Raw genomic sequence first — 11,319 nt, forward strand, 5'->3', positions numbered from 1 at the left:
TTCGGGTCAGGAGGAACGGTGGAGTACAACCTTGCCGACCTGTTCGAATCGGTCGTGGACGTGGTCCCGGACCGCGAGGCGCTGGTGTACGTCGACCACCCCGGGACCGGCGCCGAGCGCCGCCTGACGTACGCGGAACTGGACGCGGCGGCGAACCGCGTCGGGCACCACCTGCTGGACAGCGGGCTGCGGCCCGGCGAGCACGTGGGGCTGCACCTCTACAACGGGATCGAGTACCTGCAGACCGTACTGGCCTGCCTCAAGGCCCGCCTGGTGCCGGTGAACGTCAACTACCGGTACGTGGAGGAGGAGCTGGTCTACCTCTACAACGACGCCGACCTCGCGGCGCTCGTCTTCGAGGGCGAGTTCACGGAGCGGGTGGCCGCCGCGCTGCCCCAGACGACGAAGCTGCGCCACCTCGTCCGGGTCGGGCGGGCGCCCGCCGGCGCGCCGGAGCCGGCGGTGGCGCCGGTCGCGTACGAGGACGCCGAGGCGGCCGGGTCCCCGGAGCGCGGCTTCCCGGAGCGCAGCCCCGACGACCTGTTCATCATCTACACCGGCGGCACGACCGGGATGCCCAAGGGCGTCATGTGGCGGGCCGAGGACCTGTTCTTCGCCGGGCTGTTCGGCGGGGAGCCCTCGGGCGAGCCGGTGAAGCGGCCGGAGGAGCTGGCCGAGCGGGTCGCGGCGCGCGGCGCCGGGCTCACCTTCTTCCCCGCTCCCCCGCTGATGCACGGCACGTCGACGCTCACCTCGTTCATCGCCTTCAACTACGGCCAGCGGGTGGTCATCCACCGCAAGTACGCGCCCGAGGAGGTGCTGCGCACCATAGAGAAGGAGAAGGTGTCGAGCGTCTCGCTCGTCGGCGACGCGATGCTGCGTCCGCTGATCGACGCCCTGAACGGACCGCTCAAGGGGACGGACCTGTCCTCGCTGTTCAGCGTCTCCTCCTCGGGGGCGATCATGTCGGAGACCGTCCGCGCCGAGTTCCAGCGCCTGGTGCCGAACGTCGTGCTGCTGAACAACTTCGGCTCGTCCGAGTCCGGTTCCAACGGGCGGGCGACGGACGACTCGGGCCCGGAGAAGGGCTTCCGGCTCCAGGTCAACGACCGTACGCAGGTGGTGGACCCGGTCACGCACGAGCCGGTGGCGGTCGGCGTCCCGGGCCGTCTGGCGCAGCGCGGGCACGTGCCGCTCGGCTACTACAACGACCCCGCGAAGACCGCGGAGACCTTCTTCCGGAAGGGCGCCGAGCGCTGGGTGCTGCTCGGCGACATGGCGACGGTCGACGAGGAGGGCATCGTCACCGTGCTGGGGCGCGGCTCGCAGTGCATCAACACCGGCGGGGAGAAGGTCTACCCGGAGGAGGTCGAGCAGGCGCTGAAGTCGCACCCGGACGTGTACGACGCCCTGGTGGCCGGCGTCCCGGACGCGACGTGGGGCAACCACGTGGCCGCGGTGGTGCAGCTGCGGGAGGGCGCGCCGGAGCCGACGCTGGAGGAGATCCAGCGCCACTGCCGGACCCGGCTGGCCGGCTACAAGATCCCGCGCCAGCTGGTGGTCACACCGGCGGTGCAGCGCTCCCCGAGCGGGAAGGCGGACTACCGCTGGGCGAAGGCGGTGGCGACGGAGGCCGACGCGGGGGCGTGACCGCCCCCTGGGTCCGCGGACCGGTACCGGGGCCGCGGACTCAGGCCGCCCTCCAGCGCGGAGCCTCGTCGTCCGGAGTGTCGGGACTCGCGAAGTGGAACGGTACGCCGAGGCGGGCCGCCAGGGCCCCTCCGGCGCGTTCGGCGGCCACCGCCGACGGGTGCCTCGGACCCGGGTCCGTCCCTTCCCCCAGGAACCGTTCGGCCGCACCCCAGGGGATGGTGGCCAGCGAACGCTCGGAGTCGGGGTCCTCGGTGATGGCCAGCAGGACGACGAACCAGTCGTGGACGGTGTCCCCGTCCCAGACCGCCTCGATCGCCACGACGCGGCCGCCGATGCCCTCGGCACGGAGGGCCAGCGACTCCGGATCGAGGGGGCTGTCCGGCTCGCGGGCGACCCTGTCGCCGTAGTGGGCGTACCGGTCGCCGACGATGAGCTGGGCCGTGCCCACCCCGACACCGTCGCGGACGAAGCCGACGTCCACGAGGACACGGACCGCCCCGAGCAGGGAGTCCTGGAGGACGTAGCCGTCGACCTGATCGCGGATCCCGGCCGGCAGCGACTCCCACCAGGCCGTGCGGGCTTCCTTGCGCTTCCCTACCGGCTCGCTCGTCATACGGCCCCCGCCCACGTCCCGCGCGGCCCGCACCTCGGGCCCCGCGGGTCACTGTACGACCCACGCGTCCGCGGCCGCACGGGGATCGGGCGGGCCCCCGGTCCGCGGCGCGTCGTCAGGCCCCGGTGGCCAGGAAGCGTTCCACGCGGGCCGCGAACCAGTCGGCGTCGTCCAGCCAGGGGAAGTGCGCGGCGCCGCGCTGGACGTCGGAGGTTCCGCGCGGCAGGAGGCCGGCGAGTGCGGCGGCGACGGCGACGGTGGGGTAGCCGTCCAGTTCCCCCGCCAGGACCAGCGCCCCGCCGTCGAAGCGGCGGAGCGCCGCGCGCGTGGCGGGCGGGTCGAACGCCCCGGGGCCGGCGAAGGCGAGGGCGGCGGCCTGGTTGCGCTCCCGGTCGCCCGCGGCGACGTGGGCGCGCGCCCGGTCGTCCCAGCGGCCGTAGGCGAGGACCATCGCCCGGCGCCGGTCCTCCGGGGAGGGGTCGGCGCCGGCCGCCCACAGCCGTTCGTAGGCGGCGATGGCCGCGTCGTAGGGCTCCCGGCCGGCCCGGGACCGGACCACTTCCAGGCTCTGCTCGGGGGTCGGCCCGAGGTCCACGGCCCAGGCGGTCGGGGTCACGAGGACCAGGCGGCGGACCCGCTCGGGGTGCGCGGCGGCGTACAGCAGGGCGAGGTTGCCGGCGGCGGAGTGGGCCAGGACGTCCATGCGTTCCAGGCCCAGGTGCAGGCGGAGCGCCTCGACGTCGGCGACCTGGTGGTCGACGCGGTACGTGGACTCGTCGGCCGGTGCCGCGGAGTCGCCGGTGCCGCGCAGGTCGAGGAGGATGAGCCGGCGGCCGGCGGAGAGCCCGCCGAGGTCTCCCAGGTAGCGGGAGGCCCGCATGGCGCCGCCGGGGAGGCAGACGAGCGGTTCGCCCTCGCCCTGTACGTGGTAGGCGAGTTCGGTTCCGTCATAGGTGGTGAATACAGGCATGCGGGCCATCAGATCAGACGATCACTCGTTCGAGTCATTGATTTACCCGGCAGGGTCCGGCAATCTACCGAATGAACGTTCGGTTGGCCTGTGGCGGTACGACTCTCGACGGCGATGACGACGGCGATGACGACGATGGCGATGAGGTGACGGCAATGACGGCGCGTACAGGTCTCGACGACCTCGACGATCTCCAGGACGAAGGCGAGCGGCTCAGCCCCGACGAGCTGGCGGCGCTCCAGCTGAAGCGGCTGCGGGCGACCCTGCACCGGGCCTACGACCGCGTGGCCTTCTACCGGCAGGCGTTCGACAAGGCGGGGGTCCATCCCGACGACTGCCGTTCCCTGGCCGACCTGTCCCTCTTCCCGCTCACCACCAAGGCGGACCTGCGGGACCAGTACCCCTTCGGGATGTTCGCCGTGCCGCGCGCGGACGTGCGCCGCATCCACGCCTCCAGCGGCACCACGGGCCGCCCCACGGTGGTGGGCTACACCGACGGGGACCTGGCCACCTGGGCCGACGTCGTGGCCCGGTCGCTGCGCGCGGCCGGCGCCCGGCCGGGGCAGATCGTGCACGTCGCGTACGGGTACGGCCTGTTCACCGGGGGCCTGGGCGCCCACTACGGGGCGGAGCGGCTGGGGTGCACGGTGGTCCCCGCCTCGGGCGGGATGACGGACCGGCAGGTGCGGCTGATCCAGGACTTCCGCCCCGAGGTCATCATGGTGACCCCCTCCTACATGCTCACCCTGCTGGACGAGATGGAGCGCCAGGGCATCGCCCCGCGCCGGACCTCGCTGCGCACCGGGATCTTCGGCGCCGAGCCCTGGACCGAGGAGATGCGCCGCGAGATCGAGGACCGGCTGGGCATCGACGCCGTGGACATATACGGCCTGTCCGAGGTGATCGGACCGGGCGTGGCGCAGGAGTTCGCCTCCCACAAGGACGGCCTGCACATCTGGGAGGACCACTTCTACCCGGAGGTCGTCGATCCGCTGACCGGGGCGGTGCTGCCGGACGGGGAGCCCGGGGAGCTGGTGTTCACCTCCCTCACCAAGGAGGCCATGCCGGTGATCCGCTACCGCACCCGGGACCTGACGCGGCTGCTGCCGGGGACGGCCCGGCCGGCCTTCCGCCGGATGGAGAAGGTGACCGGCCGCAGCGACGACATGATCATCCTGCGCGGGGTGAACCTCTACCCGACCCAGATCGAGGAGATACTCCTGCGCATCGAGGGCCTCGCCCCGCACTTCCAGCTGCGGCTGACCCGGGAGGGCCGCCTCGACGCGCTCACCGTGCGGGTGGAGGCGCGCCGGGAGGCCGGCGGCGAGAGGCGGCGGGCGGCGGCAGCGGAGCTGGTGCGGGCGGTCAAGGAGTCCGTGGGGGTGTCCGTCGCCGTCGAGGTGGTGGAGCCGGAGAGCCTGGAGCGCTCGGTCGGCAAGATCAAGCGGGTTCGGGACCTCCGGGAGCCGCACTCCTCCTGAGCCGGCCGGTCCACACCGGCGGGCGGTCCAAACCCCCCGTTCGGGCCCATTCAGGGGCCGCTTCCGGGAGCGTCCGGGCCCGTCCGGGTAGGGGATCAGGTGTGACCTCGACCCTCCGGCGCCTCCGCGCCCGGCTCCTGGGCTCCCCGGCCGGCCTGGCCTGGAGCCGCGGCCGGGAGATCGAGCTGATGCACCGGGCGATGGGCTTCGCCGCCCTGGGCTTCCTCACCCTGGTGCCGTTGCTGGTGGTCGTGGCGGCGGCCGCGCCGGGCAGCGGTTCCAACTTCGGCCGCTGGCTGGGCCAGGCCCTCGGGGTGTCGGCGTCCTCGCGGGCCCGGGTCGAGATGCTGTTCGGGGCGGCGGACCTGGCGCTGGAGCGGACCACCGCCTTCGGCCTGGCGGCCCTCGCGGTGTTCGGTCTGACCTTCGGCTCCGCCGTGCAGACCGGCTACGAGAAGGTGTGGGACCTGCCCACCGCCCGCTGGCACACCATGTGGCGGCACGTCGTGTGGCTGGCGCTGCTGGTCTGCTACCTCGGGCTGCTGGTGGGGATCCCCGCCCCGTCCGACAGCGTGGCGGGCACCGTGGTGGGGACCTTCAGCGACACCGTCGGGACCTGCCTGTTCTTCTGGAGCTCCGGGCGGCTCCTGCTGGGCGGCCGGGTCCGCTGGCGGGCGCTGCTGCCCGGCGCGGTGGCGACGAGCCTCGGACTGCTGGGCCTGCGCGTCTTCTCCCAGCTGGTGTTCTCCCCGCTGATCGCCTCGAACGCCGTCACCTACGGCCCGTTCGGGACGCTGCTGGTGGTGCAGTCCTGGCTCGTCGGCGTCGGCTTCGTGGTCTACGGCGGGGCCATGGTCGGCCGCCTCGTGCACGAGCACCTGACCCTGCGCCGGCTGCGCGCCGACGGGGTCCTGCCGCCCCCGGACGGGCACGGGCACGGTCCTGGACACGACTGACCGGGCGGGAGTGCCTCAGCCGGTGCCGAAGCGGTCGCGGAGTTCGCGCTTGAGGATCTTCCCGCTGGCGTTGCGCGGGAGGGCGTCCACGAACAGCACCCGCTTGGGCGCCTTGAAGTGCGCCAGCCGCTCCCGGGCGTAGGCCACCAGCTCCGCCTCGGTGACCTCCCCCCGGGGCACGACCACCGCCGTGACGGCCTCGATCCACCTCTCGTCGGGCAGCCCGACCACCGCCGCCTCGGCCACCCCGGGGTGGGTGTAGAGCACGTCCTCCACCTGCCGGGACGCCACCAGCACCCCGCCCGAGTTGATGACGTCCTTCACCCGGTCGACGACGGTGAAGTACCCGTCGGCGTCCCGTACCGCCAGGTCGCCGGAGCGGAACCAGCCGTCGCGGAAGGCCTTCCGGGTGGCCCCGGGGTCGTTCCAGTAGCCCAGGCAGAGCTGCGGGGACCGGTAGACGACCTCCCCCGCCGTGCCGTCGGGGACGTCCGCGCCCTCCTCGTCCACGACCCGGGCCTCCACGTGCCGCACGGGGCGCCCGCACGACTCCATCCGCCCCTCGTGCTCCCCGGGCCCCAGGACGGTGGCCAGCGGCCCTATCTCTCCCCCAGACTCCGTCCGGGAGGTGCCCCCAGCCCGAAGCAGTTGTAGAAGCCCAGCCCGGGCAGCCGGGCCCGGAGCCGTTCCAGGACCGGGACCGGCATGACCGAGGCCCCGTAGTAGGCCTTGCGCAGGGCGCCGAGCTCCCGCTGCCCGAACTGCGGGTGGTTGGCCAGCGCGATCCACACCGTCGGCGGCGCGAAGAGGCTGTCCGCCCGGCCGGCCTCCACCAGGTCGAAGACCTCCTCGGCGACCGGCGCGTCCAGGATCGTGTTCCGCGCGCCGACCGCCAGGTAGGGCAGCAGGAAGACGTGCATCTGCGCCGAGTGGTACAGCGGCAGCGAGTGGACGGGCCGGTCGGCCTCCCCCAGGTCCAGGGCCTCGATCGCGCTCTCGTACTCGTGGGCCAGCGCCCGGTGGGTCATCATCGCGCCCTTGGGCAGGGCCGTGGTGCCCGAGGTGTAGAGGAGCTGCACGACGGCGTCCGGTCCGCCGGCGCTCTCGTACGCAGGCGGCCCGGCCGGCGCGGACAGCTCGGACAGGAAGGACCCCGGCGCGTCGCGCAGCGCCCGTACGGGGTGCCCGGCGGGGACCCGCGCCGTCAGGTCCGGGTCGGCGAGGACCAGGGCGCTCGCGCAGTCGCCGAGGATGTGCGCGAGGTCCTCGCCGGTGAGGTTCTGGTTGACGGGCACGTGGGTGAGACCGGCCCGGGCGCAGGCGAGGAACGCGATCAGGTAGGCGTCGGAGTTGTGGGCGAAGGCCGCGACCCGGTCCCCCGCGGCCAGCCCGTACCGCTGCCTCAGCACGGCCGCGCCGGTGGAGACGGCCGCGTCGAGTTCCGCGTACGTCCAGCTCCGCTCCCGGTAGCGGATGGCGACCCGGTCGGGGACGCGCCGGGCGCTGTCCCGTACGAGCCCGTCGACCGTCTGGTGCCGCACTGCCGTCATGAGCGCGATCCTCGCCCCGCCGCGCTCCGCGGTCAATATCACCGCACCCGCTACGGGCTGACGGCGAGGAAGAGGTAGGCGGCGAGCAGGACGAGGTGGACGCCGCCCTGCAGCAGGGTGGCGCGGCCCGGGACGATCGTCAGGGCGCCGACCACCACGGTCAGGGCGAGCAGCACCATGTGGAGCGGCGCGAGGCCCAGCACCAGCGGCCCGGTCAGCCAGACGGAGGCGAGGGCGATGGCGGGGATGGTCAGGCCGATGCTGGCGATGGCGGAGCCGTAGGCCAGGTTGAGGCTGGTCTGGACGCGGTTGCGGCGGGCGGCCCGGACGGCGGCGAGGGTCTCGGGGAGCAGCACGAGCAGGGCGATGATCACGCCGACGACGGCCTGGGGCAGTCCGGCGTCGGAGACGGCCTTCTCGATGGTCGGGGAGACGGCCTTGGCGTTGCCGACGACCGCGACGAGGGCGACGAAGAGCAGGCCGAGGCTGATGAGGGCGGCTCGGGCGGTGGGCGGCTCGGCGTGGTCGTCGTCGCCGTTGCCGGAGCCGGGGCCGGTGCTCCCGGTGTCCACGGGCAGGAAGTAGTCGCGGTGGCGGACCGTCTGGACGGCGATGAACAGCCCGTAGAGGGCGAGGGAGGCGACGGCGGCGAAGGTCAGCTGGGGGGAGGAGAACTCGGGGCCGGGCTTGCTGGTGGTGAAGGTCGGCAGCACCAGGCTCAGCACGGCGAGGGTCGCGACGGTCGCCAGGGCGGCTCCGGAGCCCTCGGCGTTGAAGACGGCCACCCGGTTGCGCAGGGCGCCCACGAGCAGGGACAGGCCGACGATGCCGTTGCAGGTGATCATCACGGCGGCGAAGACGGTGTCCCGGGCGAGGGAGGAGGTCTTGTCGCCGCCATCGGCCATCAGGGTGACGATCAGGGCCACTTCGATGACGGTGACGGCGACGGCGAGGACCAGCGAGCCGAAGGGTTCGCCGACCCGGTGGGCGACGACCTCGGCGTGGTGCACGGCCGCGAGGACCGCCCCCGCGAGGCAGAGGGCGACCAGGCCCACGGCGAGGCCGGGCAGGTCTCGCCCCCAGCTGAACACGAGCGCGACGAGCGCCGCCACGGGGACCAGGAGGGTCCAGTCGGTCAGGGGGGATCTGCGCGTTGCCGTACTCATGCCAGCCAAGTTGCCAGAACCGGCGCCGGGGTGCGCCGTGAGGCGCCCATCCGGAGCCGTGGAGTGGTACTTCTCACGAAATATGGGCGTGTTGCGGACGAGGAGGGCGCGGCGGCGGCCGGCCGTCCGGCCCCGGTGGCGGCGGGCCGCCGGGGCCGGACCGGGCCGTCACACGGCGCGCTCGCGGCCCTCCCAGTAGGGGTCGCGCAGCCTGCGCTTGTAGAGCTTGCCGTTGGGGTCGCGGGGCATGGTCTCGATGAAGTCGACGGACTTGGGCCGCTTGTAGCCGGCGAGCCGCCGTTCGCAGTGGTGCAGGATCTCGGCGGCCAGCGCGTCGCCCGCCTCGAAGCCGTCGGCGGGTTCGATGACGGCCTTGACCTCCTCGCCCCAGGAGTCGTGGGGGATGCCGAAGGCGGCGGCGTCGGCGACGGCCGGGTGGGTGAGCAGGGCGGACTCGATCTCGGCCGGGTAGATGTTCACCCCGCCCGAGATGATCATGTCGATCTTGCGGTCGCGGAGGAAGAGGTACCCCTCCTCGTCGAGCAGGCCGAGGTCGCCGACGGTGAAGAAGTCCCCGATGCGGTTCCCCCGGGTCTTGCCCTCGTCCTTGTGGTAGCTGAAGCCGCCGGTGTTCATCTTGATGTAGACGGTGCCCAGTTCCCCGGCGGCCAGCCGGTTGCCGTCGTCGTCGAAGACCGCGAGCTCGCTGATGGGCCAGGCCCTGCCGACCGTGCCGGGCTTCTTCAGCCAGTCCTCGGCGGTGGCGAAGGCCCCGCCGCCCTCGCTGGCCGCGTAGTACTCCTCCACGCACCGGCCCCACCAGTCGATCATCGCCCGTTTGACGTGGTCGGGGCAGGGGGCGGCGCCGTGGATGGCGTGCCGCATCGAGGAGACGTCGTAGGCGTCCTTCGTCTCCTGCGGGAGCGCGAGGAGGCGGTGGAACTGGGTGGGGACCATGTGCGTGTGGGTGCAGGCGTGGCGGTCGATCAGGCGCAGCATCTCCTCCGGGCCCCACTTGTCCATCAGCACCAGCGGGTGCCCGATGTGCAGGGACGCGCCGGCGAACTGGAGCACGGCCGTGTGGTAGAGCGGCGAGCAGACGAGGTGGACGTTGCCGTCGGCGGGGCGGATGCCGAAGATGCCGAGGAAGCCGCCGAGGTACGTCTCCTCCGGGAGCTTGCCGGGCAGCGGGCGGCGGATGCCGCGGGGGCGTCCGGTGGTGCCGGAGGTGTAGTTCATGACCCAGCCGAGGGTGCGGCCGGCGGGCGGTTCGCCGCTCTGCCCGGCGAGGAGTTCGGCGTACGGGCGGAAGCCGGGGACCGCTCCGACGGCGTAGCGGCGGCCGGGGTCGAGCCCGGCCTCCTCGGCGGCGGCGGTGGCGGCGTCGGCGAAGCGCTCGTGGGCGATGAGGACCTTGGCGCCGGAGTCGGAGACGATCCAGGCGATCTCGGGGCCGACGAGGTGGTGGTTGACGGGGACCAGGTAGAAGCCGGCCTGGGAGGCGGCGAGGTAGGCGGTGAAGAACTCGACGCCGTTGGGCAGGACGACGGCGAAGGCGTCCCCCTCCTCCAGTCCGGCGGCGCGCAGGCCGTGGACGAGGCGGTTGACGTCGGCGTGCAGCCGGCCGGCGGACCACTCCTCGCCCTCGGGGGTGACGAGGACGGTGCGGGCGGGGTCGGCGGCGGCCTGGGCCCAAAAGCCGTTGGGGAGCTGGTCACTCATGCGGGTCACACCTCTCGGGACCGGCCGGCGATACGGGTGATGCGGTCGATGGCGCGCTCGAAGCCGGCGGTGAGCTCGTCGAACACGGCCTGGACGCTGCGCTCGGTGTTCATCCGGCCGACGATCTGGCCCACGGGGGTGCCGAGCAGCGGCTGGACCTCGTACTTCTGGATCCGGGAGACGGCCTCGGCGACGAGCAGGCCCTGGAGCGGCATGGGGAGGGCGCCGGGCCCCTCCGGGTCGTCCCAGGCGTCGGTCCACTCGGTGCGCAGCTGGCGGGCGGGTTTGCCGGTGAGGGCGCGGGAGCGGACGGTGTCGCCGGAGCCGGCGGCGAGGAGCTTCTCGGTGAGGGCGCGGGAGTGCAGGTCGGCCTCGGTGGTGGTGAGCCAGAGGGAGCCGAGCCAGACGCCCTGGGCGCCGAGGGCGAGTCCGGCGGCGATCTGCTCGCCGCTGCCGATGCCTCCGGCGGCGAGGACGGGGAGCGGGGCGACGGCCTCGGCGATCTCGGGGACCAGGACCATGGTGGCGATGTCGCCGGTGTGGCCGCCGGCCTCGTAGCCCTGGGCGACGACGACGTCGATGCCGGCTTCGGCGTGGCGGCGGGCGTGTTTGGCGCTGCCTGCGAGGGCGGCGACGAGGACCCCGTGGTCGTGGGCGCGGGCGATGACGTCGGCGGGCGGGGAACCGAGGGCGTTCGCCAGGAGTTTGACGGGGTAGTCGAAGGCGACGTCGAGCTGGTCGCGGGCGACCTGCTCCATCCAGCCGGTGATCCGCCAGCCGGAGGCCTCGCCCTCCGGGAGTTCGGGTACGTGGTGCTTGGCGAGGGTGTCGCGGACGAAGTCCCGGTGTGCGGCGGGGATCATCGCCTCGATGTCGGCCTCGCTGACGCCGTCGACGGCCTTCTTGGCGGGCATGACGACGTCGAGGCCGTAGGGCTTGCCGCCGGTGTGCTCCTGGATCCAGTCGAGGTCGCGCCGGAGGTCGTCGGGAGCGGTGTAGCGGACGGCGCCGAGCACGCCGAATCCGCCCGCGCGGGTGATGGCCGCGGCGACCGCCGGGAAGGGCGTGAAGCCGAAGATGGCGTGCTCGACTCCCAGTTTCTTGCTCAGCTCCGTCTCCATGGGCGTGAGGATGCCGCAGGGCGGCGGCCGAGGGAAGAGATTTTCTGATGCAGTGTCAGATTCTTGCGGGCGGGCCGGTGCGGAGGG

8 protein-coding genes and 1 pseudogene are annotated in these 11,319 nt (G+C 73.3%); 3 read left to right on the plus strand and 6 right to left on the minus strand.

The genetic code is table 11. The features are described from left to right. Positions 1-18: 18 nt before the first annotated feature. Entirely contained in the window at positions 19-1,650 is a 1,632-nt protein-coding gene (locus ACQKM2_RS00515) for an acyl-CoA synthetase (RefSeq protein WP_427704772.1), read from the plus strand. 40 nt (positions 1,651-1,690) lie between these two features. Here ACQKM2_RS00515 and ACQKM2_RS00520 read toward each other — a convergent pair whose 3' ends face one another. Together ACQKM2_RS00520 and ACQKM2_RS00525 are read right to left on the minus strand one after the other, a co-directional pair. Then, entirely contained in the window at positions 1,691-2,266 is a 576-nt protein-coding gene (locus ACQKM2_RS00520) for a hypothetical protein (RefSeq protein ID WP_427704775.1), read from the minus strand. 115 nt (positions 2,267-2,381) lie between these two features. Further along, a complete protein-coding gene (locus tag ACQKM2_RS00525) occupies positions 2,382-3,236 on the minus strand; it encodes an alpha/beta fold hydrolase (RefSeq protein ID WP_427704778.1) in 855 nt (284 codons plus the stop codon). Between the two features lie 155 nt (positions 3,237-3,391). Here ACQKM2_RS00525 and paaK point away from each other — a divergent pair, with 155 nt between their 5' ends. Both paaK and ACQKM2_RS00535 read left to right on the plus strand, forming a co-directional pair. Continuing rightward, the gene (gene paaK, locus ACQKM2_RS00530) at positions 3,392-4,717 is read left to right on the plus strand and encodes a phenylacetate--CoA ligase PaaK (RefSeq protein ID WP_427704780.1); all 1,326 of its coding nucleotides are present in this window, start codon (positions 3,392-3,394) and stop codon (positions 4,715-4,717) included. Positions 4,718-4,818: 101 nt separating this feature from the next. Further along, on the plus strand, positions 4,819-5,673 hold the full coding sequence (locus ACQKM2_RS00535; RefSeq protein WP_427704783.1) for a YhjD/YihY/BrkB family envelope integrity protein: 855 nt from the start codon (positions 4,819-4,821) through the stop codon (positions 5,671-5,673). A 15-nt stretch (positions 5,674-5,688) separates the two neighbouring features. On the opposite strand, the pseudogene ACQKM2_RS00540 reads toward ACQKM2_RS00535, so the two are convergent. The 4 genes and pseudogenes from ACQKM2_RS00540 to ACQKM2_RS00555 all read right to left on the minus strand — a co-directional run bounded on the left by ACQKM2_RS00540 (position 5,689) and on the right by ACQKM2_RS00555 (position 11,232). Further along, positions 5,689-7,223: pseudogene (locus tag ACQKM2_RS00540) on the minus strand (fatty acyl-CoA synthetase). A 50-nt stretch (positions 7,224-7,273) separates the two neighbouring features. Continuing rightward, entirely contained in the window at positions 7,274-8,389 is a 1,116-nt protein-coding gene (locus tag ACQKM2_RS00545; protein WP_427704785.1) for a calcium:proton antiporter, read from the minus strand. 168 nt (positions 8,390-8,557) lie between these two features. Next, on the minus strand, positions 8,558-10,111 hold the full coding sequence (locus ACQKM2_RS00550; RefSeq protein ID WP_427704787.1) for an acyl-CoA synthetase: 1,554 nt from the start codon (positions 10,109-10,111) through the stop codon (positions 8,558-8,560). Between the two features lie 5 nt (positions 10,112-10,116). Beyond that, on the minus strand, positions 10,117-11,232 hold the full coding sequence (locus ACQKM2_RS00555) for an NAD(P)H-dependent flavin oxidoreductase (RefSeq protein WP_427704789.1): 1,116 nt from the start codon (positions 11,230-11,232) through the stop codon (positions 10,117-10,119). Between the last annotated feature and the right edge of the window lie 87 nt (positions 11,233-11,319).

The organism is Streptomyces sp. NPDC004126 (assembly GCF_050275515.1).
Classification (GTDB): Bacteria; Actinomycetota; Actinomycetes; order Streptomycetales; family Streptomycetaceae; genus Streptomyces.